Annotated in this window: 19 protein-coding genes; 11 read left to right on the top strand and 8 right to left on the bottom strand. The window is 62.9% G+C overall.

The genetic code is table 11. From position 1 onward, the window contains the following. Window positions 1-222 precede the first annotated feature (222 nt). Window positions 223-1,020 (bottom strand): exodeoxyribonuclease III, encoded by a 798-nt coding sequence (locus tag ACEW7X_RS14720; RefSeq protein ID WP_127775205.1) that lies wholly within the window; start codon window positions 1,018-1,020, stop codon window positions 223-225. 339 nt (window positions 1,021-1,359) lie between these two features. On the opposite strand from ACEW7X_RS14720, the gene pyrE reads away from it, so the two are divergent. The 6 genes from pyrE to ACEW7X_RS14690 all read left to right on the top strand — a co-directional run bounded on the left by pyrE (window position 1,360) and on the right by ACEW7X_RS14690 (window position 10,777). Then, window positions 1,360-2,040 (top strand): orotate phosphoribosyltransferase, encoded by a 681-nt coding sequence (gene pyrE, locus ACEW7X_RS14715; protein WP_068367278.1) that lies wholly within the window; start codon window positions 1,360-1,362, stop codon window positions 2,038-2,040. A 314-nt stretch (window positions 2,041-2,354) separates the two neighbouring features. Further along, a complete protein-coding gene (locus tag ACEW7X_RS14710) occupies window positions 2,355-2,840 on the top strand; it encodes a sigma-70 family RNA polymerase sigma factor (protein WP_068367789.1) in 486 nt (161 codons plus the stop codon). Then, window positions 2,833-3,837, top strand: a complete 1,005-nt coding sequence (locus tag ACEW7X_RS14705; protein ID WP_083969365.1) for a FecR domain-containing protein — start codon at window positions 2,833-2,835, stop codon at window positions 3,835-3,837. Before ACEW7X_RS14710 ends, ACEW7X_RS14705 begins: the two co-directional genes overlap by 8 nt. A 133-nt stretch (window positions 3,838-3,970) precedes the next feature. Continuing rightward, a complete protein-coding gene (locus ACEW7X_RS14700; RefSeq protein ID WP_420177367.1) occupies window positions 3,971-6,514 on the top strand; it encodes a TonB-dependent hemoglobin/transferrin/lactoferrin family receptor in 2,544 nt (847 codons plus the stop codon). A 166-nt stretch (window positions 6,515-6,680) separates the two neighbouring features. Next, window positions 6,681-8,861: a choice-of-anchor tandem repeat GloVer-containing protein gene (locus ACEW7X_RS14695; protein WP_130486509.1), complete on the top strand. Its 2,181-nt coding sequence runs from the start codon at window positions 6,681-6,683 to the stop codon at window positions 8,859-8,861. Window positions 8,862-8,899: 38 nt separating this feature from the next. Further along, the gene (locus tag ACEW7X_RS14690) at window positions 8,900-10,777 is read left to right on the top strand and encodes a hypothetical protein (protein WP_068367272.1); all 1,878 of its coding nucleotides are present in this window, start codon (window positions 8,900-8,902) and stop codon (window positions 10,775-10,777) included. Window positions 10,778-10,881: 104 nt separating this feature from the next. Here the strand turns inward: ACEW7X_RS14690 and yfaE are convergent, their stop codons facing one another. The 7 genes from yfaE to gatC all read right to left on the bottom strand — a co-directional run bounded on the left by yfaE (window position 10,882) and on the right by gatC (window position 19,544). Beyond that, window positions 10,882-11,226, bottom strand: coding sequence for a class I ribonucleotide reductase maintenance protein YfaE (yfaE, locus tag ACEW7X_RS14685; protein ID WP_068367271.1), 345 nt, complete (start codon window positions 11,224-11,226; stop codon window positions 10,882-10,884). Continuing rightward, a complete protein-coding gene (gene nrdB, locus ACEW7X_RS14680) occupies window positions 11,223-12,356 on the bottom strand; it encodes a class Ia ribonucleoside-diphosphate reductase subunit beta (RefSeq protein ID WP_068367785.1) in 1,134 nt (377 codons plus the stop codon). Before nrdB ends, yfaE begins: the two co-directional genes overlap by 4 nt. 306 nt (window positions 12,357-12,662) lie before the next feature. After that, a complete protein-coding gene (gene nrdA / locus ACEW7X_RS14675) occupies window positions 12,663-14,942 on the bottom strand; it encodes a class 1a ribonucleoside-diphosphate reductase subunit alpha (protein ID WP_068367269.1) in 2,280 nt (759 codons plus the stop codon). 488 nt (window positions 14,943-15,430) lie between these two features. Next, window positions 15,431-15,811, bottom strand: a complete 381-nt coding sequence (locus ACEW7X_RS14670) for a hypothetical protein (protein WP_134838860.1) — start codon at window positions 15,809-15,811, stop codon at window positions 15,431-15,433. 444 nt (window positions 15,812-16,255) lie between these two features. Beyond that, on the bottom strand, window positions 16,256-17,713 hold the full coding sequence (gene gatB, locus ACEW7X_RS14665; RefSeq protein WP_420177366.1) for an Asp-tRNA(Asn)/Glu-tRNA(Gln) amidotransferase subunit GatB: 1,458 nt from the start codon (window positions 17,711-17,713) through the stop codon (window positions 16,256-16,258). Then, entirely contained in the window at window positions 17,713-19,230 is a 1,518-nt protein-coding gene (gatA, locus tag ACEW7X_RS14660; RefSeq protein ID WP_068367265.1) for an Asp-tRNA(Asn)/Glu-tRNA(Gln) amidotransferase subunit GatA, read from the bottom strand. Before gatA ends, gatB begins: the two co-directional genes overlap by 1 nt. 2 nt (window positions 19,231-19,232) lie before the next feature. Beyond that, window positions 19,233-19,544, bottom strand: coding sequence for an Asp-tRNA(Asn)/Glu-tRNA(Gln) amidotransferase subunit GatC (gatC, locus tag ACEW7X_RS14655; protein ID WP_068367263.1), 312 nt, complete (start codon window positions 19,542-19,544; stop codon window positions 19,233-19,235). Window positions 19,545-19,828: 284 nt separating this feature from the next. On the opposite strand from gatC, the gene ACEW7X_RS14650 reads away from it, so the two are divergent. The 5 genes from ACEW7X_RS14650 to rodA are packed head-to-tail and all read left to right on the top strand — an operon-like array spanning window position 19,829 to window position 25,512. Next, window positions 19,829-20,872, top strand: coding sequence for a rod shape-determining protein (locus ACEW7X_RS14650; protein WP_068367261.1), 1,044 nt, complete (start codon window positions 19,829-19,831; stop codon window positions 20,870-20,872). 41 nt (window positions 20,873-20,913) lie between these two features. Next, entirely contained in the window at window positions 20,914-21,798 is an 885-nt protein-coding gene (gene mreC / locus ACEW7X_RS14645) for a rod shape-determining protein MreC (protein WP_068367257.1), read from the top strand. Further along, window positions 21,795-22,376 (top strand): rod shape-determining protein MreD, encoded by a 582-nt coding sequence (mreD, locus tag ACEW7X_RS14640; RefSeq protein ID WP_083969364.1) that lies wholly within the window; start codon window positions 21,795-21,797, stop codon window positions 22,374-22,376. Before mreC ends, mreD begins: the two co-directional genes overlap by 4 nt. 8 nt (window positions 22,377-22,384) lie before the next feature. Then, window positions 22,385-24,379: a penicillin-binding protein 2 gene (mrdA, locus tag ACEW7X_RS14635; protein ID WP_083969363.1), complete on the top strand. Its 1,995-nt coding sequence runs from the start codon at window positions 22,385-22,387 to the stop codon at window positions 24,377-24,379. Beyond that, complete coding sequence (gene rodA / locus ACEW7X_RS14630; RefSeq protein ID WP_068367255.1) at window positions 24,376-25,512, top strand: rod shape-determining protein RodA; 1,137 nt, start codon at window positions 24,376-24,378, stop codon at window positions 25,510-25,512. The genes mrdA and rodA overlap by 4 nt, the downstream gene beginning before the upstream one ends. Window positions 25,513-25,528 lie beyond the last annotated feature (16 nt).

The following is a 25,528-nucleotide window of genomic DNA, read 5'->3' as shown; positions in this document are numbered from 1 at the left end:
AAGACTGGTGCTGCTTGTTGCTGTTCGTTTGGAAATACGGAAAACCCTGTCATGACAATGCGTTGCGGGATTTCTCGGGGGGCGTTTGCCGTGTCTGAGCGCTGGCTGGCAAGAGCACGCAGGTGCTGGCGGAGCGGGAACGGACGGGAATGGGAGGGTTTGGGGCGGGCCAGCAGCCCGGAGACGCGCCGGCGCATGCAAGCGCCGGCGGAAAAGATGGCATCAGACCAGCGAAAAGTCGTAGTCGATGGTCAAGGGAGCGTGATCGGAGAAGCGTTCGTCCTTGTAAATGGACGCGGAACGGGCTTTTGCAGCGATGCCAGGGGTTGCGACATGGTAGTCGATACGCCATCCGACATTTTTGGCCCAAGCCTGTCCCCTATTGCTCCACCAGGTGTAGCATTCATCGGTTGTCTCTGGATGCAGACGCCGGTAGACATCGACAAATCCTTTTTCATCAATGACTTGTGTCATCCACTCGCGCTCTTCCGGCAGGAAGCCGGAGTTCTTGCGGTTGCCTTTCCAGTTCTTCAGGTCGATCTCATGGTGGGCGATATTCCAGTCGCCGCAGATGATGAACTCGCGGCCGTCTGCACGGTTTTCGTGCATGAGGGCATCTAGCCATGCACCGAAATGATCCAGGAACCGGTATTTGGCCTGCTGGCGTTCGTCGCCGCTGGAACCGGAGGGCAGATAGGCGCTGATGACGCTGAATCCGGGCCAGTCGGCGCGGATGATGCGGCCTTCACGGTCGAATTCCGGCGATTCCATGCCGGCCACCACCAGTTCCGCAGGACGCGACAAATACAGGCCGACACCGCTATAGCCTTTTTTCTCGGCGGCGTGGAAATGTCCGGAGTAGCCCGAGGGATGGCGCAGTTCATCCGTCAGGTCGGCATCCTGGGCCTTGATTTCCTGCAGGCAGACGATATCGGCGCTTTGCCGGGCGAGCCAGTCGGGCAGGCCTTTGCGGAAGGCGGAGCGTATGCCGTTCAGGTTGAGCGAGGTAATGCGTAGCAAGCCGTTATCCTTTTGTGCGGGTTGAGGGGAGAGGGCATCATTGGCCCCGGGTGGGGCAGGCAAGGGTGAAGAACTTCGGCCTAAAGGCCGAAGCTTCTCCGCCACGATATAGGCGCGCCTGCGGCGCCGTATGGATATTGCCTCGCTCGACCCCGGCCTGAAGTCCGGGGCTTGCGCTTAGGCACGTGGTCAATTTAACCGATGTCGTCACGCCAGCATGGGGTTTCCCGGTGCGCCGTCATGGCATGGAAAGCGCATCCGGTCGTTGGCAAGGCCGCTGGTTGGCCGGCAAATAGGGGATAATTGCGGTTTTCATCGCCTATCGCCGGTTTTTCTATCATGAGCACGACTTTCCGCACTGATTTCGTCCGTTTCGCCCTGGAAGAGGGTGTCTTGCGCTTTGGCAGCTTTGTCACGAAGTCGGGGCGGGTCAGCCCGTATTTCTTCAATGCGGGCCTGTTCAACACCGGCCGCAGTGTGGGCCGCCTGGCGGATTTCTATGCGCAGGCGCTGGAAGCGTCGGGCCTGGGCTACGACATGCTGTTTGGCCCGGCCTACAAGGGTATTCCGCTGGCGACCGCAACTTCCGTGGCGCTGGCCAGCCGTTCGGCCGCGCGTGGCGGCGACCTGGAAGTGCCCTTCGCCTACAACCGCAAGGAAGCCAAGGACCATGGCGAAGGCGGCGTGCTGGTAGGTGCGCCCCTGGCCGGCAAGGTGGTCATCATCGACGACGTCATTACGGCGGGCACTTCGGTGCGCGAATCCGTGGCCATGATCCGTGATGCCGGTGCAGAACCGTGCGCCGTGCTGATCGCGATGGATCGTATGGAGCGCGCCGGCAGTGATGATTCCCTGGCGCCGCATTCGGCGGTAGAGGAAGTACAGCAGCGCTATGGCCTACCCGTAATCAGCATTGCGTCGCTGGAAGATATCCTGTCGGTGCTGGCCGAGCGTGGCGAGATGGAAGCTTATCGTGCCGATGTGCTGGCCTACCGTGCCCGCTATGGCGTGACGGTCTGACGCCTGTCCGGGGTGTGGGGCGCGGGTGGATATCCATTCCCGCGGCCGCCATACCGGCTGGCCGGATTTTTTGCCGCCGCCCATGGTTCACCGATCAGGCGAGCCGGGTAGATTGCAGTGCAGTGGCACAGAGGCCATGGCTATCGCGGTGTTCGCGCCGCAGCCATGGCTTTTTGCATTGCGTCTCCGGCAGATAAGTGTGGCGTAGATGCGATAGGCGAGAGTTGCAAGCGTTCTTCAACATATAATTGAGACTGATTTACATTCGTTGACACGAATATCAGGAGCTTTACGTGCCCACGCCCGATCTGTCCATGCAGGCCTTGTACCGTGAACACCACCAGTGGCTGGTGGCGTTGTTGCGGCGCAAGCTGGGGGGCAACGTGGAAAACGCGGCGGATCTCGCCCAGGATACGTTCGAGCGGTTGTTGCGCGCACCGTCGCCGTCACTGATGCAAATCAAGGAACCGCGAGCCTACCTGACGACCGTGGCGTCGCGCCTGGCGGCTCAGTACTTCCGGCGCCAGGCGCTGGAGCTGGCCTACATGGAAGCCCTGGCTGCCCAGCCGGAGCCTAGCATGCCTTCGGTGGAAGAGCAGGCGCTGGTGCTGGAAGCCCTGGCCCAGGTCAGCCGGGTTCTGGAGGGCTTGCCCGAGCGCTCCCGCGCGGTATTCCTGCTGTCGCAGCTGGATGGCTTGAGCTACCCGCAGATAGCGGAGTCCATGGGTATCAGCATCAATATCGTGCAGAAGGCGATGTCCCAGGCGCTGCGCCATTGCTATCTGGCTGTCTATGGCTGAGCGCGCGCTGTTCGACCCCAGCGATGACCGCCGCGAAGTGCCGGAAGCCGTGCTCGATCAGGCTATCCACTGGGTGACCATTCTGCAATCCGGCACGGCTGGCGAACCGGAGCGCGAGGCCTGTAGGCGCTGGCGTGCAATGAGCGCGGACCACGAATTGGCATGGCGGCGCTTGGAAGGCTTGCGTGGAGACGTACAGCGCAGCGCCGCCGGCACGCCGGCACCCATGGCGCGCCAGGTGCTGGCCGGCGGCGCGCGTGCCAATGGCCGGCGCAAGGCAGTGAAATGGATGCTGGGCTCGGCCGGTACCGGCGTGTTGGCCTGGAGCGCACTCTGGCGCATGGATGCTGGCGTGACGACCTTGATGGCGGATTACCGTACCGGCACAGGCGAGCGCGAACACATTACCTTGCCGGACGGCAGCCGCCTGGTACTCAATACCGACAGCGCTGTCGATATCGACTTCGATGGCAGTCAGCGCATGCTGTCTTTGTTGCGCGGTGAATTGCTGCTGGAGACTGCCGCGGACAACCTGGGGCGGCCGATGCTGGTGCGCGCCGGGCAGATGGATATCCAGCCGTTGGGCACGCGCTTTGCCGTGCGCCGGTTCAACAGCGGCGATGTCAGGGTGGCTGTCCGTGAAGGCGCCGTGGCTTTGCGCCATGCCACACTGGCCCAGGCCCAAGTGGTGCACGCAGGGGAGCAGGGCAGGGGGCGCCCGGCGGGCTGGGATGCGATCCGGCCGTTTGAGGATATCTGCGACTCCTGGGAAGCGGGCATGTTGGTGGTCGAGCGCATGCCGCTGGGCGAATTCGTGGATGAACTCGGACGCTATCGTCCCGGCCGGTTGCGGTGTGATCCGGCAGTGGCCGGTTTGCAGATTTCCGGGGCATTCCCCCTGGCTGATACCGATGCGGTGCTGGCCAGCGTGGCCGCCATCCTGCCGGTGTCGGTACGCAGCATGACGCCTTATTGGGTCACGCTGGTGCCGCCGTGAACGACGTCAGAGTCATTCTTATTTGTAACTCAGTGTAAATAAGCGGCAGGTTTTCTTCTTTCGCGCATCAAGCCCATCAGAAGCAGCTCCTGTGAGCTGCCACAGGGCTGATACAGAAAGGGAAGACGCAGGCATGGCGCAGAAAATTTTGCCACCGGTGATGGCGCGGGCGGTGCTGTGGGCAGCATTGGTGCCGATGCTGGGCCTGGCCAGCGGGTTTGCGCTGGCCGATCAATCGGCGGGCGCTGCGGTGGCTGTGCGGCACTATGACATCGCGCCAGGGTCGCTAGACCAGGTGCTGGGCCGTTTCGGACGTGACAGTGGCGTGCTGGTGGCGATAGATCCGGCATTGACGCAGGGCTTGAACAGCCAGGGCCTGAATGGCGAGTATGGCGAACGCGCTGCGCTGGAGCGGCTCCTGACTGGCAGCGGCCTGGAGGCCGTGGCGGCACCCCAGGGCGGCTACCGTCTGCAACGCGTGCCCATGGGCAGGAATGATGGCGTTTCAGCGCTGGCCCCCGTGCTGGTGACGGCTGAACTGGACCGCGCCGCTGCCGTCTATGAAACCCCTGGGTCCGTGGCGGTGGTCACGCGCGAACAGATGGATCGCATCCCGGCGCGCAGCATTGGCGATGTGCTGGCCGATGTACCCGGTGTTTACTCAGTAGGCTCCCGCCAGGGCGGCGGGCTGTCGGTCAACATCCGCGGCATGCAGGACTTCGGCCGTGTCAATGTCATGATAGATGGCGCCCGCCAGAATTATCAGCAGAGCGGCCATGGCAGCAATGGCTCTGCCTATATAGACCCGGAATTGCTCGCCGGCGTGGACGTGTCCAAAGGCCCCAGTTCCACCACTGGCGGCGCTGCCGTCATTGGCGGGGTCGTGAATTTCCGCACGCTGGAAGCCAATGATCTCATGGTAGCGGACGAGAGTTACGGTGGCCAGGTCACGGCGACCACCGGCAACAATGCTTTTCATTTTTCCGGCAGCGCGGCTGTCGCGGCGCGGCTGGGCGAGGATGTTGATCTGATTGCGGCAGTCAGCCGCCGCAAGCTTGGCAGCTTCGAGCCGGGCAAGCACGGCGGGCTGGCCGACGATGCCTATGCGCAGCTGATCTGGCCGGGCTATATCCTGTCGCAGGAATACTGGTCGGGCCTGGCCAAGCTGGGTTGGCAGGTGGCGCCCGGCCATCACCTGAAACTCAGCTACCTGGGTTTTGAATCGCGTCGCGACCTGAGCCGGGAAAGCAGTGCGAACAGCCGCGTGCGCCGCGATACGCTGATCGGCAATTACCGCTGGACACCGGACAATCCGCATGTCGACCTGGCCGCCGCGCTGTACTACACCCGTACCCGGAACTCGGAACAGCGCGATGGCAGTGAACAGCTGGGCTATGGCGCCTACAACGTCCGCTATCAAACCAGCACGGTGGGCGGTTCGCTGGAAAATACCGCACGCTACGACCTGGGCGATTACGCGCTGTCCTGGCGGTTGGGCAGCGAATTCTTCCATGACTGGACCGATCCCGAGGCCCAGAGCAGCGATACCTCCCTGAGCGGGCAGCAGAACTACAACTCGGTCTGGTTTACCGGCAGTACGCCGGAAGGCAAGCGCACGGTGGCCAGCCTGTTCAGCGAAGCCACGCTGTCCTACCGCGAATGGCTGGAATTGACGGCCGGCCTGCGCTATGACTGGTATGGCCTGGAAGGCAATGGCAAGATCATGATCGGTGACATTGCCAACCCGCCGGGCGTGCGGCCGGGAACCACCTACGTGTGGACGGCCTTTGGCGTGAACCGTCATGCCAGCGCGGTGTCACCCCGGTTTTCCGCTGCGTTCAAGCCCTGGGAGCCCGTGCAATTGTTCGCGAGCTTTGGCAAGGGCATGCGTCCGCCGGCGATCACCGAAACCCTCATCGGTGGCGCACACCCCGGCAACATGATGCTTTATTACCCCAATCCCGGCCTGCTCGAAGAGCGGGCGACCAACTGGGAACTGGGCAGCAACCTGATCCTGGATGGCCTGCTCACGCCGCACGATAGCTTCAAACTGAAGGCGGCCTGGTTCGAGAACAAGGTGCGCAACTACATGGCCATGGCCGTGGTGAAGTCGCCGGATGGCAAATCCGGCGAGGGCACGTTCGCGCCGCGCGCCTATGTCAACCTGGACGACCCGTTCCGTTCGCGTGGGCTGGAGCTGCAAGCGGATTACGACGCCGGTGTCGTGTTCGCCGGGGTGTCCTATACCCACATGCTTGTCTATCCCGGTGATGGCGGCTATGACCCGTTCCCGCTGGGCAGCATGGTGGGTGAAGGCAGCACCTCGCTGGGCAAGCCTGGCGACGGCAATATCGGCTACATGCTGCCGCCCAGGAAGATGGCGTCGCTGACCATTGGCACCCGCTTGTTCGAGCGCCGCCTGACGCTGGGCAGCCGGATGCGCTGGCGTTCGCCGCAACGCTACCAGATTTCCGAGCAGTTCCAGGAAATCAGCGTGGCCAATGCTGCCAACGCGCAGATCGTCGATCTGTGGGCCAGCTATGAATTCAGCAAGGCGCTGACGCTGCGCATGGCGGTGGACAACCTGACCGACCGCAACTATTCCGAGATGAGCGGTGGTTCTTATTTCCTGGCACCGGGCCGCACGATCAGCGGCACCGTGTCCGTGCGTTTCTGAGCTTGCATTGCCGCGTTCCCTGGGGCGGGCAGGCCGTGATTTCTACCGGCACCAGCCAACCCATGCAGGTTCGCAGCGCTGCCGTGTTTGCCGCTGTGCCCGGCTATGCCGCCAGCGCATCCCAATCCTTTTCCGAGAGACTGATCTGATGCCGCGACTTTCCCTAATGAGTGCAGTTCTCGTGCCGGCACTGGCCATGGCCGGCGTGGCGTATGGCAGTACCAGCCCCGCTGTCAGCGTGACGCACCTGACGTCCTTCCACTCCTCGGGCGAGGACACGACCACCGGCGACAACCCCAAGGGCTGGCCTGCCGTGGCCTATCCTTCCGCGCCTCCGGTCCTGAGCCTGGACCCGGTGCGCAAGCGCAGCTATCTGTTTGGCGGCTTCAAGGGCATGGGGCCGCTGCGCGGCCTCGAAGGGGAAATACGGAACACGATCTTCACTGCAGCCGGCCTGTACTGGCTGCAACCGTCGCCTGGCCTGTATGAGCGCCTGGAACTGGAGGCCGACCGGTTGTATGGCCTGATTCCCGGCACGCCCGTGCGTGCGCCCGACGGCAAGAGCCTGTATGGCGTCATGACCAGCGTGAAGGGCGAGGAATATGCAAACAAACCGGATCTGCTGGATGCCGACGGCAACGTGACCACGTACTACATCCTGAACTACAGCAAGGGCGTGGGCCAGGGCATCGTTTTCCAGGCGGATCCTGATGGCACGCATTTGCGAGCGGTCGAGTCCACGGTGGGGCAATTGCATACCCCCAACGGCGCACTGGTCATGGACGCAGCCGGCAATCTCTATGGCGTGGATAAAGGGCCCAAGGGCCATGGACGGATATTTTCCGTGCGCGCGGACGGCAGCTTCGGCGTGATCCATGAGTTCGGCCCCGGCCCGGATGGCAGGCGCCAGGTTGCCAATGAACTCACGCTGGGCAGTGACGGGTTGCTGTACGGCGTGACGGGCTACGACCGAGGCATGCCGTTCGATGCCGGCACGCTGGTGGCGCCCGATACGCAGGTCGGTTCGTTGTACCGCATAGACCCGGCCCGGCCGGCATCCTTCACGGTGCTGCACACCTTTACGCTGGCGGAAGGTGAAATCAATGTCGAAGACAACGTCACCAGTCACGGCAACCGCGATTATCCTTCACGGGAACCGACGCAATCCTTGTACGGCAAGCAGGTGTTCACCAGTTACGACGAAACGAGCGTCGGCCTGTCGGCCTTGATCGAAGGGCCGGATGGTTGGTTGTATGGCACGACTTCCGTGTCGCAATGCCAGTTGTATTCGCCGGCCCTGATTCCCGCAGGCACCTTCACCGTCGTCAATGCCGCGTCGCCCCTGTGCGGCCGCGCGCATAATGCGGCGCGCCAGTATGGCGCGCTGAGCTATCCCTACTATGACGGCCCCTTGCCTCATGGCGCGATCTATCGCATGCGCAAGGACGGCACCGGCTTCGAACTATTGCACCGCTTCAGCGGTACCGACGGCAGCACGCCGCGCGGCAGCCTGGCGATTGGCCAGGATGGTGCCATTTACGGCACCACGGCCAGCGGCGGAGCCAACCGGCACTGGGGCTTCTCCTATGCCGCCGATGGCCGCCTGCGACTGGATCGCAAGCCGACCTGCGAAGATTTTTGGATGGATACCTTTCGTCGGCGTTGCCTGGAAGCGGGCGCGGAAAACTATGTCTCGCTACAGCAAAGCGGCCAGGATGTCAGCAATGGCGTGCTGTACCGCATCGTGCCGGCACGCATCGGTACCGAGGCCGGGCCATTCGAGTTGCTGCACTCCTTCAAGCATGACATCGAAGGCTATCACCCGCTGGGCGTGAAGGCAGCCTCGGACGGCCGCCTGTACGGCGTGACCGGCCTGGGCGGGCAGGGCTACCAGTCGCGCAATGGCATCAATTTCCTGGCGGACGACAAAGGGGCGGTGTTCACGGTGGACCTGAACGGCAATACGCCTTCGGGCGCAGTCACGCTGGTGGCAGCCCCTGGGCAGGTAGCAGTGGGCCAGAAGGCCGAGCTGACCTGGACCAGCTTCCAGGCCAAGGACTGCCAGGCCTCCTCGTCGGATGGCAGCTGGAGCGGGCCGGTAGAGCCGCAGGGCAGCATTGACCTGGAGAAGCCGGCGGGCACTTACCGCTACCGCCTGAGCTGCACCGACAGCGTCAAGCTGACGGAAGTCTCAGCCACTGCCGTGCTTTACGTGGATACCGCTGCCAATGTGGACGACGGCAACAGCGTGGAATACGGCAATGGCGGCGCTGGCGGGATGCCGCTGGGCCTGCTGGCGCTATTACCGGTGGCCTGGGCCTGGCGCCGCCAGCGCCACACGTACTGAATTCAAACTTTCTATGTGATCCATCTCGAGGAGAGGACATGAGCTATAGCATTTCAGCGCGTCAGACCGCGCGCTTGGCCGGCGGTGCTGCCGGGCTTTTGATCGCGCTGGGCGTTTCGGCCCAGGAGCAGGCTGTCCAGCCGCATGCCATCGTCGTCTTCAGCGGCGTGGGGGTGGCGGGCGAGGCCGATCCGGGCGACAAGCCCGGCCGCTGGATGCGGATGCCGCCGACGCTGGGCCCGGATGGCAAGCTGCACGGCATGACGGCGGGCTCGAGTTATTTCAAGGACAGCCGCTGGTTCAGCGTGGCGGCCGACGGGCAGGGCTATACCGTCCGTCAGCCGGATGATGTGATCGCGATGGTGGCAGGACCGCTGGTCAGCACGGGCCAGGGGAGTGCGGGCAAATTGTTTGGCAGTACTGGTACGGCTGCATTCGAAATGGTGCCCGGCCAGGCTGCCGTCAAGCTTGAGCCTGCCACGCCGGCTGGCGAGGCATTGAAGATTTCCTCGTTATCTTCGGCCATGGCTGCCGGGGCCGATGGCTCGGTGTTCTTTGGCGGCCGTACGAGCAACACCAATCCGCAGGTGTGGCGCCGTCTTGCCGCTGGCGGCTTTGAACTGGTAGCGGACTTCGGCCGCCCGGAATATGTCGTCAGCAAGGAAATCATTCCTGGCATTTCGATGGTGGACAAGTACCTGAAGGGCGACAGCACGATTGCCCTGGTCTGGAGCGAGGCCGACCAGGCCCTGTACGGCGTGACGGAGGATGTGTCTTCCACCGGCAAGAACGGCGATGCGCAGACGGTACCGGGTGACAAGCCGGCGGGGACGATCTATCGCATCAAGGCCTCCGGATTCAAGGCAGACGGCAGCAGCCCGATAGAGATCCTGCATACTTTCGCCGCCAGTCGTGACGGCGCCGCCAAGAGCTTGACCTATCGCGCGCCTGCGCTGCTGGAAGTCGGCGAGTGGCTATACGGCACGACGACGGCCGGCACCAAGGTTGGCAATGCCAACGACAAGCAGGATGGCCGCATTTGGCGCATGCGCAAGGATTGCGTCAGCACGGCAGAGAGCAGCTGCCTGGAAATCGTGTACCGCTTCGATACGGCAGGCGTGCTGACGGCCGCCAATGGTGGCGCGCTGCCCTTGGGGCCGTTGGTCTATGCGGCTGACGGCAATGTTTACGGCACCACTTTCCAGGGCGGCAAGGATGCCACCAGCGAGCAGAATGGCCAGGGTACCCTGTTCCGCATCGCAAACCCCACCGCAGCGAAACTGGAAGATGTCGAGTTCGCCCAGTTGCATGCCTTCGACGCCAGTTCGACAGGCAGCCGGCCCAGCGGCCTGGCATTGGCGACCAAGGCAGATGGCAAGCAGACCATCGTCGGCGTGACGGAGTTCGGCGGCAACGCGTCGGATACCTATAACGCGGTGGACAATATCGGTACCGGTTTTGGCACGGTGTTTGCTTTCGAGGTCGCACTGCCTGCTGCCGCCATTACGCGCTTCCAGGCCGATGGCAGCCAGGCCGCCAAGGTGGCAGAGGGCAGCAAGGTGACGCTGGCCTGGGCTTCTTCCGGCGCCTCGGTTTGCGAGGCCGGTGGTGATTGGAGTGGTGCCCAGCAGACCGAAGGCAGTGCGCAAGTCGGGCCGCTGGCCTATCGTGCCGAGCCTTACCGTTACACGCTGGTGTGCCAGAGCGCCGATGGCGCGGCATCGCAGGAACAGGCCGTGACTGTCAGTGTCGAGCAAAAGGCTGTCACACCGGAACCTGGCGAGGAAAGTGGCGCGGGCAATGAAGGCAAGGGGGGCGGTGGCGGTTCGCTGCCATGGCAGGCCCTGGCCCTGTTGCCGCTGGCCCTGCTGCGCCAACGCCTGCGTGCTGCACGCAAGGGGACGGTGTTGCTGTAAAAGGCTGCAATCCCGTACCCGGTGACGCCGCGGCGTCACCGGGCCGCTTGTCCCACAGCAAAAAAACTCCCCGCTGGTTCAGCGGGGAGTTTTTTCATGGCGATTCAGGCCTGATCGTGTCGCGGATCGTCCAGCAGGTCTTCGCGGAACAGTTCGTACTGGCTGTCCAGGTCGCTGCGCAGGCCGCAATCCACCGTGACGGGGGTTTCCAGCGTGCAGCAGCAGGGCAGAACCTCGCTGGGGCCGACGAAGGCCAGGGGCAGCGACTCATAGGTCACGTTCCCCTGAATCAGCGTCATGCGGCACATGCCGCAATAACCGCTGCGGCACTGGTATTCAACCTCGTGACCTGTCCGTTCCAGGCCTTCCAGCAGGGTTTCTCCCTCTAGCAGATGAAAGTGCTTGTCGCGCGTAGACACCGAGGTGACGCGCGTTTTGGTACTGCTCATAGTTCAAAGTCGTTCAGGTCGTCGGCAGACACTTCGGCGTCGATCTGGCCCACCAGGTAGGAGCTCAGTTCGACTTCCTGCGGCGCCACCTGCACCGTATCGGATGCCAGCCAGGTGTTGATCCAGGGAATGGGGTTGTTCTTGGCATTCGGGAAGGCCGGCTTCAGGCCCACCGCGCTCATGCGGATATTGGTGATGTATTCCACATATTGCGCCAGGATGTCCTTGTTCAGGCCGATCATGGAACCGTCCTTGAACAGGTAATCGGCCCAGCGTTTCTCCTGTTCCGCGGCATCGCGGAACATGTCGAAGCATTGCTGCTCGACTTCACGGGCGATGGTGGCGAATTCCGGGTCGTCGTGGCCGGAGCGCATGATGTTCAGGATATGCTGCGTGCCGGTCAGGTGCAGCGCCTCGTCGCGGGCGATCAGGCGGATGATCTTGGCATTGCCTTCCATCAGCTTGCGTTCGGCGAAAGCAAAGGAACAGGCGAAACTGACGTAGAAGCGGATGGCTTCCAGGATATTGACGTTCATCAGGCACAGATAAAGCGTCTTCTTCAGCTCGCGCAGATCCACGCGCTGGGTTTCGCCATTGATGACATGTTCGCCGGCGCCCAGCTGCGAATACAGCATGGTCTGGTGGATCAGGTTGTCGTAGTAGGACGAGATATCGTTGGCCCGCAGCTTGATGTTCTCGTTGCGCACGATGTCGTCGAAGATGATCGAAGGATCATTGACGATGTTGCGGATGATGTGCGTGTACGAGCGCGAGTGGATGGTCTCGGAAAAGGCCCAGGTCTCGATCCAGGTTTCCAGCTCGGGCAGGGATACCAGCGGCAGCAGCGCGACGTTGGGGCTGCGGCCCTGGATCGAATCCAGCAGCGTCTGGTATTTCAGGTTGCTGATGAAAATGTGCTTTTCGTGCTCTGGCAGGTTCTGGTAGTCGATGCGGTCCTGCGAGATATCGACTTCTTCGGGGCGCCAGAAGAAGGACAGCTGCTTTTCGATCAATTTTTCGAAAATCGGGTACTTCTGCTGGTCATAGCGTGCGACGTTGACGGGCTGGCCGAAGAACATCGGTTCTTTCAGCTGGTCGTTATCGGTGCGGGAAAAAATACTGTAAGCCATGATGGTCAGTGTTGCTTCGGCAATACGGCGGCAGTGGCCGCGGCGCGCTGCCTGAGGGCAGCGCGAGCTGTGGGCGCGCGTCAGGCTGGCGGACGGCGCGCGACGGGCGGGCAATGGTGACAGCACCGCCCGGATGATGGCCGTCCCGGGCCGGACGGCCATCGGCTGCCGCCGCTTTGCAGGCCGGCAGCCCGGAATTTCTTGTCAGGCGGCTGGTACCAGTGTCCAGCCGCCCGGGGCCTGAAACCGGTGGTGTGCCGCCCGGCAGCATAGGTCATGCTGCCGGGCGCCGCACCCCGCTCGGCGTCAGATCTTGCAGGCGCCACCCGCGCAGGAATCGTCCTCGGCTTCTGCCTGGGCATCTGCGGCGCCGTCGCGGGTGTTGTGGTAGTACAGCGTCTTGAGACCGTACTTGTAGGCTTGCAACAGGTCCTTGAGCAGCTGCTTCATCGGCACGCGGCCGCCTTCGAAGCGTTGCGGGTCGTAGTTCGTGTTGGCCGAAATCGACTGGTCCACGAACTTCTGCATGACGCCCACGAGCTTCAGGTAGCCCTCATTGCTGGGCATCTGCCACAGCAGTTCGTACTGGTTGCGCAGGCGCGGGAAGTCCGGCACCACCTGGCGCAGGATGCCATCCTTGGATTGTTTCACCGACACCAGGCCGCGCGGCGGCTCGATGCCGTTGGTGGCATTGGCGATCTGGCTGGAAGTCTCGGAGGGCATCAGTGCGGTCAGCGTCGAATTGCGCAGGCCATACTGCTGGATGTCGCGGCGCAGCGATTCCCAGTCCAGGTGCAGCGGCTCGGTGCAGAAGGCATCCAGGTCGCGCTTGTAGGTGTCGATCGGCAGGATGCCCTTGGCATAGGTCGTTTCGTCGAACGCCTTGCAGGGGCCGTACTCGCGCGACAGTTGCATCGACGCCTTCAGCAGATAGTACTGAATGGCTTCGAAGGTGCGGTGCGTCAGGCCGATGGCGGCGGCGTCGGAATAACGCGTGCCGTTCTTGGCCAGGTAATAGGCGTAGTTGATGACGCCGACGCCCAGCGAACGGCGTTTTTCCGTGGCGTTCAGGGCTGCCTTGACCGGGTAGTCCTGGTAATCCAGCAGCGCATCCAGCGCGCGTACGGCGAGGTCGGCCAGGCCTTCCAGTTCGTCCAGCGATTCCAGGGCGCCCAGGTTGAAGGCCGACAGCGTGCACAGCGCGATTTCGCCGTCCGGGTCGTTGATGTCGTCGAGCTCACGGGTAGGCAGCGCGATCTCCATGCACAGATTGGATTGGCGCACCGGTGCCACAGCCGGATCGAAGGGGCTGTGGGTGTTGCAGTGATCGACGTTCTGGATGTAGATACGGCCGGTACCGGCGCGTTCCTGCATGACCAGCGAGAACAGTTCGGTGGCAGGCAGGCTGCGCTTGCGGATGGACGGGTCGGCTTCGTATTTCAGGTATAGGCGCTCGAATTCATCCTGGTCGGCGAAGAAGGCGTCGTACATGCCCGGCACGTCATGCGGCGAGAACAGCGTGATGTTCTGGCCCTTGATCAGGCGCTGGTACAGCAGGCGGTTGATCTGCACGCCGTAGTCCAGGTGGCGGATACGGTTCTCCTCGACGCCACGGTTGTTCTTCAATACCAGCAGCGACTCCACCTCCAGGTGCCACAGCGGGTAGAACAGGGTGGCGGCGCCACCGCGCACACCACCCTGCGAGCAGGATTTCACCGCTGCCTGGAACATCTTGTAGAACGGGATGCAGCCGGTATGCTGGGCTTCGCCGCCACGGATCTCGCTGCCGAGCGCGCGGATGCGGCCACCGTTGATGCCGATGCCGGCGCGTTGCGACACATAGCGCACGATGGCGCTGGTCGTGGCGTTGATGCTGTCCAGGCTGTCGCCACATTCGATCAGCACGCAGGAACTGAACTGGCGGGTCGGCGTGCGCACGCCGGACATGATGGGCGTGGGCAGGGAAATCTTGAAGCGCGACACGGCGTCGTAGAAGCGCTTGACGTAATCCAGGCGGGTCTCCTTGGGATACTTGGAGAACAGGCACATGGCCACCAGGATATACAGGAACTGCGGGCTCTCGTAGAGCTGCTTGGTCACGCGGTTCTGCACCAGGTACTTGCCTTCCAGCTGCTTCACGGCGGCATAGGCAAAATCCATGTCGCGCCAGTGGTCGATGTACTGGTTGAGTTCATCGAACTCGGCTTCGTCGTAATCCTTCAGCAGGTGCTCGTCGTACTTGCCCAGCGCCGTCAGCTTGCGCACGTGTTCGAGCAGGTGCGGCGGCTCGAACTGGCCGAAAGCGATCTTGCGCAGGTGGAAAATCGCCAGACGGGCGGCGAGGTACTGGTAATCGGGAGTGTCTTCCGAAATCAGGTCGGCAGCCGACTTGATGATGGTTTCATGGATATCGTCGGTGCGGATCCCGTCGTAGAACTGGATGTGGGATTTCAGCTCCACTTGCGAAACCGAGACATTGTCCAGGCCTTCGGCGGCCCAGGTAATGACACGATGAATCTTGTCGAGGTTGATTGACTCCTGGCGCCCGTCGCGCTTGGTCACTTTCATCGTCTCGTATTTCGTCATCAGGAAAACCTTTCGTCGGTAGAACAGCCCCGGCCTGCGAAGCAGCGGCAGGCGGAGCGCAATAGTTCGTCAAAATATCTGTGTTGCAGCTAACAGTGTTGCCGTGGCACCGGTGCGGTGCCTTATGTACCTGTCCACAAAAAAAAGCCCCCCTCGTTGCGCTGGCCTGCCGTTCCGGCAGCAGGCTGCCTGGTCATGGGGAAACGGCGGTACGACATCAACGGAGAGAGTCCCTTTGTTATAGACAGGCCGCATCCAACTCGCCTGAACGCCGGGTGGGGAACATGGCTCTGTCATCAGTTCACGGGAAGCGTACTCTGCCGGAAAACACAGCGCTGCGGCGTAGGTGGTGAACAGAGTCGAAGCGAGTTTATCGCGTGGCTCGGTAACTTTAAAGACTGGTTTTTCCGTGCCAAAAGATGTAGGCGAACACGGGCATGACTCGTCGAAAACCGCGTAAGCCCCATGGGTGCTGGGATTGCGCCTGGTCAGACCATTTCCTTGGCTGGGAAAATGCTCAAAGAAGGAGCAAAAAAATAATCAAAAAATAAATGGGGCTCGTGATGAAAATGACGACATCTAGGGTTTTTTTTATAGAAAAACCCATATGTAGTATTTCTTAACAGGGGCTGACGGCATTTCAATATATGAAAAATAGGGCGAAATCCGTCGGCGAACTCCTTGAGGAATGGCCTCAGCCTTGCTCTCGTTCCGACCGGCAAGCGCTGTGTTTTCGGGCCGTCAAAAGGCTGGCCAGGCCAATCGAAATGCCGGGTTTTTTCCATCTTTGCAGTGCCTTGAATACCGGTCGCGCTTGCATCATTACCGGACTCGGATGGCGATGGAAAACGGTCATGAATCCAGGCCAAGTTGCCAGCCGTATCGGATGCCTCCCTTCCGCCAGTACAACGCCTTGCCGAAGCCGGGCGCGACTCGATCGTTCAGTGTGGTGCGGTATGTCTCAGCGCTGCCTGCATCAGCGGGAGCAGGCATCAGCGGCCAGAGGTGACAAGCCTGGGCCGGGGCGTGGAGCATGCCGTCATCCCGCAGGCAAATGGGGAGAAGAGGTTGCGCATGTCTGAGCGAGTGCATGTCAGCAGTCCGGGGGACTGCTGACCTCGCGAGTTGCGCGGCCGCCCCATTTGCCTGCGGGATGACGGGTAGTTCTGGCGCAGCCAGAACCATGCGATCGCCCCGGCCCAGGCTTGTCACCTCTGGCTGCGGCTTGGCAAGGGCAGGCGCATGATTGCCTATGCGCCTGCCCTTCGCTCTTGCCGCCAGGCGACCGCCGCCGGCCCCTGGCAGTGGCGTTTTTAGCTATCGAGCTTTTCCTTCAACAGGCTATTGACCTGCTGCGGGTTCGCCTTGCCCTTGGCGGCCTTCATGATCTGGCCTACCAGCGAGTTGAACGCCTTCTGCTTCCCGGCGCGATACTCCTCGACAATCGCCGGATTGGCCGCCAGCACTTCGTCGATCATCGCGCCGATCGCACCAGAATCGCTGATCTGCTTCAGGCCGCGAGACTCGATGATCGCATCGGCATCGCCATTGCCTTCGCCGGCCCACAGCGCCGCGAAAATCTCGCGGGCGATCTTGTTGGATACCGTGCCGTCGGCAATGCGGGTTACCAGCTTGGCCAGGCTCGCGGCGCTGATCGGGCTGTCCGCAATCGTCTTCTCCTCGCGGTTCAGCGCAGCTGCCAGTTCGCCCATGATCCAGTTGGCTAGCGTCTTGGCATGGCCTTCCGGCACGGCTGCAGCGGCCTGCTCGAAATAGGCGGCGGTGTCGCGGTCTGCGCCCAGTTGGGAGGCATCATAGGCCGTCACGCCATACTGCTCCTGCAGGCGGGCCTGCAGGGCGGCGGGCAGCTCGGGCATGGCCGAGCGCACTGCCTCGATCCATTCCGGTGAAATCGCGATCGGAGGCAGGTCGGGATCGGGGAAGTAGCGGTAATCGTGCGCATCTTCCTTGCTGCGCATGCTGCGCGTTTCGTCGCGGTCGGCATCGTACAGGCGGGTTTCCTGCACCACGGTGCCGCCGTCCTCGATCAGCTCGATCTGGCGGCGCGCCTCGTAGAGGATGGCGCGTTCCAGGAAACGGAACGAGTTCACGTTCTTGATTTCAGTACGGGTGCCGAACTCCTTCTGGCCAACCGGACGCACCGACACGTTGGCGTCCACGCGGAACGAACCTTCCTGCATGTTGCCGTCGCAGATGCCCAGCCAAACTACCAGGCTATGCAGGGCGCGGGCGTAGCCCACGGCCTCGGCTGCCGAACGCATTTCTGGTTCGGAAACAATTTCCAGCAGCGGCGTACCGGCGCGGTTCAGGTCGATGCCGGTTGCAGGCGTGCCATTGGCAAACGCGAAATCATCATGCAGCGACTTGCCGGCGTCTTCTTCCAGGTGGGCGCGGGTCAGGTTGACCGTCCTGCGCTCCTCGCCCACGAAAAAGCTCAGGCTGCCGCCCTGCACCACCGGGATCTCAAACTGCGAAATCTGATAACCCTTGGGCAAGTCCGCGTAGAAATAATTCTTCCGGGCAAACACCGACAGCGGCGCGATATGCGCGCCAACGGCCAGGCCGAAACGGATGGCACGCTCCACGGCGCCATAGTTGGGCACGGGCAGGCTGCCGGGCAGCGCCATATCCACCAGGTTGGCCTGGGTATTGGGCGCGGCGCCGAAGCGGGTGCTGCTGCCAGAGAAAATTTTGGAATGGGTGGAAAGCTGGGTATGGGTTTCCAGCCCGATGACGATTTCCCAGGCCATTAGAGCGACTCCGGTTTACGTTGATGCCAATCGGTGACTTGCTGATAACGCTCGGCGATGGCCAGCAAGCGGCCGTCCTGGAAATGGTTGCCGATCAGCTGCATGCCCACGGGCAGCGGCTTGGCGCGGGTGGTATCGAAACCGCAGGGAATGGCGACGGACGGCAGGCCGGCCAGGTTCACGCCCAGCGTATAGATATCCGACAGCCAGTCGGCGCGCGGGTCATCGCTGTTCTCGCCGATGCGGCGGGCAGCCTGGGGCGAGACTGGGCCGAGGATCACATCGCACTCTTCGCGCAAGGCCTTCTGGAAGTCTTCCGCGATCAGGCGGCGCAGGCGCTGGGCCTGCAGGTAATAGGCATCGTAATAACCATGCGACAGCACATAGGTGCCCAGCAGGATGCGGCGCTGGGTTTCGGTGCCGAAACCCTCGGCGCGCGAGCGGCTGATCATGTCGTTCAGGTCGGTGAACTGCTCGGCACGGTGACCGTAGCGCACGCCGTCATAGCGGGCCAGGTTGCTGGAGGCTTCTGCCGGGGCGATCACGTAGTAGGCCGGAATGGCCAGTTCGGTGCGCGGCAATGAAATGTCCACGCGGCGGGCGCCCAGCGCTTCGAATTCGCGCAAGGCGGCTTCGATGGCATCGGCCACCTGGGGGTCCAGCCCGTCGCTGAAATATTCGCGCGGCAGGCCGATACGCAGGCCTTCCAGCGGGCGGGCGCCAGCAGCGGCCTGGGCCGCCTGGCTGGCATCGTAGTCACGCGACAGCCAGCCATCCGGGATGTCGTGGCTGGTGGCATCCTTGGCATCGAAACCGGCAATGGCGTCCAGCATCAGGTAGACGTCACGGGCGCTGCGCGCCAGCGGGCCGGCCTGATCCAGGCTGGAGCCGTAGGCGATGATGCCGAAGCGCGATACCGCACCATAGGTCGGCTTGATGCCGCTGACGCCGCACAGCGCGGCCGGCTGGCGTACTGAGCCGCCGGTATCCGTGCCGGTGGCGGCAGGCACCAGGCCCGCCGCCACGGCGGCGGCCGAACCACCCGACGAACCGCCGGGGACGGCATCCTGATCCCAGGGGTTGCGTACCGGGCCGAAGGCCGAGTTCTCGTTGGCCGAGCCCATGGCGAATTCGTCGCAGTTGAGCTTGCCCAGCGAGACTGTGCCGGCTGCCAGCAGCTTCTCGACCACGGTGGCGTCGAAGGGGCTGACGTAATTGGCCAGCATGCGGCTGCCGGCTGTCGTGCGCCAGCCCTGGGTGACGAAAGTATCCTTGTGGGCGATGGGCACACCGGTCAGCGGGCCGGCCTGGCCGGCGGCGATGCGGGCATCGGCGGCACGGGCCTGGGCCAGGGTCAGGTCGGCATCGACATGCAGGAAAGCGTTGAGGGTGTCGGTGCGGCCGATGGCGTCCAGCGCACTCTGGGCCAGTTCGGCGGCGCTGACCTGGCGCTGGTCCAGGGCCAGGCGCAGGCCGGCAATGCCGTCGAACCCGGCATGGAGGGGAGATTGGGACATGATTATTCGATCACCTTGGGAACCAGGAACAGGCCGTCGGCCGCTGCGGGAGCGTTGGCCATCAGGGCGTCGCGCTCCGCCGGCGTGGCCGGGGCTGCGGTGACGGCATCTTCGCGCAGGCGGGCCACGACTTCGCCATTCACCGCCAGCGGGTGGGCCAGCGGTTCCACGCCGCTGGTATCGGCCTGGCCGAGCTGCGTATAGATATCCAGCAGACGGTTGAGTTCATCCTGGGTGCGGGCAGTCTGCTCCGGGGTCAGGGCGATGCGGGCCAGCCGGGCGATGCGTGCCACGTCTTGTTGATTGAGCGCCATAATTCTCTGCAGCGACGGGGGGGCGAAAAACGCCGGCCCGGACTGTCTGTCAAGGAAGTTGGAAGAAAATGAGCCCGACAAGAAGTAAGAAAGTCGCAAAACTCTTTGCTTCTTAAAGGGCGTGCGAAAATTATAAGTTATGATTCATGATCCATTCGGCCTGGCCAGGATGGCGTGCCCGTGTGCGTGTCCGCCCGACGCCGATCTGGTCTCCTTGCGGCGCCATGACTGACAGCTGGCGTCCGTTTCCCGTTTTCCCCCGCAATCCTGCTAGCTGAGTTCCCATGTTCGGATTCTTGCGCAGTTATTTTTCCAGCGATATGGCGATCGACCTGGGTACCGCCAACACGCTGATTTATGTTCGTGGCAAAGGTATCGTGCTCGATGAGCCTTCCGTTGTCGCCATCCGCCATGAGGGCGGCCCTCACGGCAAGAAGATTATCCAGGCAGTGGGCCAGGAAGCCAAGCAGATGCTGGGCCGTGTGCCCGGCAACATCGAGGCGATCCGGCCCATGAAGGACGGCGTGATTGCCGACTTCACCGTTACCGAGCAAATGCTCAAGCAGTTCATTCGCATGGTGCATCCCCGCAACATGCTGGCGCCCAGCCCGCGTATCATCGTGTGCGTTCCCTGCGGTTCCACGCAGGTCGAGCGCCGCGCGATCCGCGAGTCTGCCCAGGGCGCAGGCGCAAGCCAGGTGTTCCTCATCGAGGAACCCATGGCTGCCGCCATCGGCGCGGGCCTGAATGTGTCCGATGCCAGCGGCTCCATGGTCGTTGACATCGGCGGCGGCACCACCGAGGTAGCCGTGATCTCGCTGGGCGGCATGGTCTACAAGGGCTCCGTGCGCGTCGGCGGCGACAAGTTCGATGAAGCCATCGTGACTTACATCCGCCGCAACTACGGCATGCTGATCGGCGACCCGACGGCCGAGCTGATCAAAAAAGAAATCGGTTCTGCTTTCCCTGGCTCCGAAGTCCGCGAAATCGAGGTCAAGGGCCGCAATCTGGCCGAAGGCGTGCCGCGCAGTTTCACGGTATCTTCCAACGAGATCCTTGAATCGCTGACCGACCCGCTCAACCAGATCGTATCGGCCGTCAAGGTGGCGCTGGAAAACACGCCTCCGGAACTTGGCGCCGATATTACCGACAAAGGTATCGTGCTGACTGGCGGCGGGGCTCTGTTGCGCGATCTGGATCGCTTGCTGCAGGAAGAAACCGGCCTGCCGGTCGTGGTGGCCGAGGACCCGCTGACTTGCGTGGTGCGTGGCTGCGGCGATGCGCTGGAGCACCTTGAAAAGCTCGGCGCGATCTTCGTTAACGAATAATCCTGGCCTGACGTGCGGGCCGGGTCGGTTTCTGGCCTGATATGCAACACGCTCCTGCACCGCGCCTGTTCAAGCATGCGCCGTCGCTCGAAACCCGGATGATAGCCCTGGCGCTGTTGGCGCTGGCGCTGCTGGTGGCGGACGCCCAATGGCGTCCGGCGCTCGAACCGGTGCGCCAGGGCCTGAGCCTGGCCATCTATCCTTTCCAGCGTGCGGTACTGTTGCCGCGCGACCTGGTGCGTTCGGTCAATGATTGGCTCAATGCGGCGGCACTGGTACGTTCCGAGAACGAGTTGCTGCAGCGCCAGCGCATCGAACTGGCTCAGATTTCCACGCATGCGGCCCAGCTCGCGGCGGAAAATGCGCAGTTGCGGCGCCTTCTGGGCGTTGGCGACCGCCCGGCAGGGCGGGGCGCTGTGGTCGTGCAGGTCATGTACGAGCCCTTGAGCGTCTACAACCGCCGGCTGGTATTCGATAAAGGCGCCTCCAGCGGCATTGCTGCCGGCATGCCTGTCATCGACGAAGGCGGCGTGGTTGGGCAGATCGTTCGCACCACGCCCATGACCTCCGAGGCCGCGTTGCTTACCGACGAAGGGGTGTCCATTCCCGTGCAGTCTCTGCGCAATGGCTTGCGCCTGATTGCATTTGGCGGCAAATCGCCTGGCAAGGTGGAAGTCCGCTACCTGTCCGCTGATGACGACATTACCGAAGGCGACATCCTTGTCACCAGCGGCCTGGGGGGCTTTTTCCCGGCGGGCCTGCCAGTGGCGCGCATCGAACGGGTGGAGCGGGATACCGAGTCCGGCTTTGCCAGCGCCGTTGGCGAACCCTTGTCGCATCCCGAGCGCTACCGGCACTTCCTGGTGCTGCTCGATGGCGAGGCGGCGGCCCAGCCGGATGGCGCGACACCTGAGGAGACGCCATGAGCACCCGGCGCGAAGAGGCTGCGCTGCGCTCGCGGGCGCGCTCCGGCAAACCACCAGTGCCGCGCTCGCGGATTGTCGAGGACGACATCCTGGTGCCGGCGCGGGGCTGGTTTGTCTGGGTGACGCTTATTGGCTTCTGGCTGCTTTCCCTGTTGCCCTGGCGCGCCTGGCCAAGTTCGCCGGACTTGCTGCTGCTTGCCCTGGCCTTCTGGGCCGTGCACGAGCCTGCGCGGGTAGGGATGCTGGTCGCCTTCGTCTTTGGCATCCTGATGGATGTGCACGATACCGTGCTGCTGGGGCAGCATGCCCTGATCTATGTGCTGGTAGTCTACGGCGCGCAGGCCCTGCATCGCCGCCTGCAACGGTTCGACCTGTTGCGGCAGGCGCTGCATATGCTGCCCATTTTCGTGGCCGCCACCTTGCTGGGGCTGATGGTTTCCGCCTGGCTGATGGGCGCCTGGCCGGGCTGGGTCTGGCTGCAGGGCGCCGTGCTGACCGGCGTATTGTGGCCAGTGCTGGGTTGGGTGCTGCTGTTGCCGCAGCGCCGTATTGACGATACCGACGGCACGGTGCGCTGACCCCCGCCATGTTCGAGTTCAAGCACACATCCAAGCAGCTGAAAGAGCGCTTCGGCCTGCGCGTGCTGGTGGCAGGCGTCTTCATCCTGGTGCTGTTCGGCATTCTGGTCTGGCGTTTCTATTACCTCCAGGTGGTGCGCTATGACAATCTGTCGGCACGCGCCGAAAGCAACCGTATCTCGGTGGCGCCGATTACACCCAGGCGCGGCGAAATACGTGACCGCAATGGCGAGGTGCTGGCGCGCAACTACCGCAGCTACACGCTGGAGGTCGTGCCTGCCCACGCCGGGGATATCGACAAGATGCTCGATGACCTGGGGGCCGTGGTGCATATCGGTGAATCGGAGCGGCGGCGTTTCAAACGCCGCGTCGGCGAAAGCGGGCGCTATACCAGCATTGTCCTGCGCAATAACCTGAACGATACCGAGGCTGCCTGGTTTGCCGCGCAGTCCTTCCGTTTTCCTGGCGTGGAAATCAAGGCGCGCTGGGTGCGCGAGTATCCCTTTGGTGAAGTGGCGGCCCATGTGATCGGTTATGTCGGCCGGCTGTCGGAGCAGGATTTTGCCAACCTCGAAGAGCGCGGCCAGTTGGGCAACTACCGCGGTACAGATGTCATTGGCAAAAAAGGCCTGGAAAAAACCTGGGAAGAAGCACTGCACGGCCGTACCGGGATAGAGGAAGTGGAAGTCACGGCGCGCGGCCGGCCGGTACGGGTGCTGCGCCGGACCATGCCCGAGCCGGGACGCAATTTGTATCTGTCCCTGGACATCCACCTGCAGAAGGTGGCCGAAGATGCATTCGAAGGCCGTCGGGGCGCGCTGGTGGCGATAGAACCCGAGACCGGCGACGTGCTGGCATTTGTCTCGCAGCCTTCTTTCGACCCGAACCTGTTCATCGACGGAATAGACGTGGCCAACTGGCGCCGCCTGAACGAGTCGCCGGACCGGCCGCTCATCAATCGCCCGCTGTTCGGCACCTATCCCATTGGTTCGACCTATAAGCCGTTCGTGGCGCTTGCGGCGCTGGAAATGGGCAAGCGCAAGGCTTCGGACCGCATGTTCGACCCCGGCTACTACGAATTCGGCGGCCAGCGCTTCCGCAATGCCGGTTCGGCCGCCTACGGCTCCATCGACATGACGCGCGCGCTGATTGTGTCCTCGGATACCTACTTCTATTCGCTGGGGCCGGAGATCGGCGTGGATGCCTTGCATGATTTCATGCAGCCCTTCGGTTTTGGCCGCCTGACCGGCATTGACCTGGATGGAGAAAAAGCCGGGGTGTTGCCGTCACGCGAGTGGAAGCGGCGCGCCTACCGCGACCCGGCTCAGCAGCGCTGGTACGCTGGCGAAACCGTGTCCATCGCAGTGGGGCAGGGCTATAACTCCTTCACCCTGCTGCAACTGGCGCAGGCCACGGCCGTGCTGGCCAATGGCGGCAAGTACATGACGCCCAGGCTGGTGCAGGCGCTGCAGAATGCAGCCACCGGCCTGTTGCAGCAATTGCCCAACAAGCCGGAACACGAACTCGGCCTGAAGCCCGAAAACGTGGACGTCATACGCAAGGCCATGGTCGAGACGGTACGGGCCGGCACGGCGCGTTCGGCATTCGCCAATACGCCCTACCAGGCTGGCGGCAAGACCGGGACGGCGCAGGTATTCAGCCTGCGCGGCACCAAGTACCGTGCCGAAGCCATTGACGAGCGCTTGCGCGACCACGGGGTCTTCATTGCCTTTGCGCCGGCGGAAAAGCCAGCCATCGCAGTGGCCGTCCTGGTGGAAAACGGCGGCTGGGGCGGACGTTCTGCGGCGCCCATTGCCCGCAAGGTGCTGGATTACTGGTTGGTGGAGCGCCCGGCGCTGGAGCGCGAGGCCGCCGAAGCCCAGGCCCGGACGGTGCAGTCTGCCGATGTGGCTGCGCCGTCAGCTTCTGCTGGCGACGCTGCCGGGGCGGCTGCTGTTTCCCCGGCCGGCGGCAAGACGCAAGGACAAGGGAGCCGCGGATGAAACGTTTCCTGGCCGGTGTCCGGTATATGTTCAGCGTGCTGGATTGGCCGTTGCTGATGATCCTGTGCATGATGGCGGCGCTGGGCCTGATTGTCATGCATTCGGCGGTGGGTAGCACGGATTGGCGTTTTGCCGACCAGGCGCGCAACTTCCTGATCGCTTTTTGCGCGATGTGGGTGGTTGCCATGGTGCCCCCGCCACAGCTGATGCGTTTTGCGGTGCCGGCCTATATGGTTGGCGTGGCGCTGCTGATGGCGGTCGAACTGTTCGGCGAAACCAGCCTGGGAGCGCAGCGCTGGCTGAATCTCGGTTTCATCCGGGTGCAGCCGTCGGAAATGATGAAAATCGCCGTGCCGCTGATGCTGGCCTGGCATTTCCACCGTGGCGATGGCGTCCTGCGGGCGCGCGACATGTTGCTGGCAGGCTTGCTGCTGCTGGTGCCGTTCCTGCTGATCGTGAAGCAGCCCGACCTGGGCACGGCGCTGCTGGTCTTTGCCGCCGGTTTCTGCGCCATCTATTTTGCCGGGCTCTCGTTCCGCCTGCTGGCCCCTGTGCTGATCGTCGGTGTGCTGGCGCTGGGAGCGCTGATCTACAACGAACCCTATCTGTGCGAGCCGGAAGTCGATTGGGTGGTTCTGCATGATTACCAGAAGCACCGGGTCTGCACCCTGCTCAATCCCGGCTCAGATCCGCTGGGCCGGGGCTTTCATACTATTCAGTCCATGGTTGCGGTGGGTTCGGGCGGCCTCTATGGCAAGGGTTATATGCGCGGTACGCAGACCCACCTGGATTTCATTCCGGAACGGACGACGGACTTCGTCTTTGCGGTTTATGCCGAAGAATTCGGCATGTACGGCGGCATCCTGCTGCTGGTGCTGTACGGCTTGCTGATTGCGCGCTGCCTGGTTATCGCAAGCGGCGCCGCCACGCACTTCGGCCGCCTGATGGCGGGGGCGCTGGCGATGATGTTTTGCGCCTATGTCTTCGTCAATATCGGCATGGTGACGGGGATACTGCCCGTGGTGGGTGTTCCCTTGCCCTTCATGAGCTATGGCGGAACGGCACTGGTTACGCTGGGTGTGGCCTGCGGCATCATGATGAGTATTGCGCGCTACCGGCCGCCCAGGGATTAGCGGCGGCAGGCGGGGG

Origin of the sequence: Kerstersia gyiorum (assembly GCF_048595715.1) — a bacterium.
GTDB classification, from domain to species: Bacteria; Pseudomonadota; Gammaproteobacteria; order Burkholderiales; family Burkholderiaceae_B; genus Kerstersia; species Kerstersia gyiorum.
The sequence above is the reverse complement of the archived record's forward strand: the minus strand, read 5'-3'. Positions and strand labels throughout refer to the sequence as shown.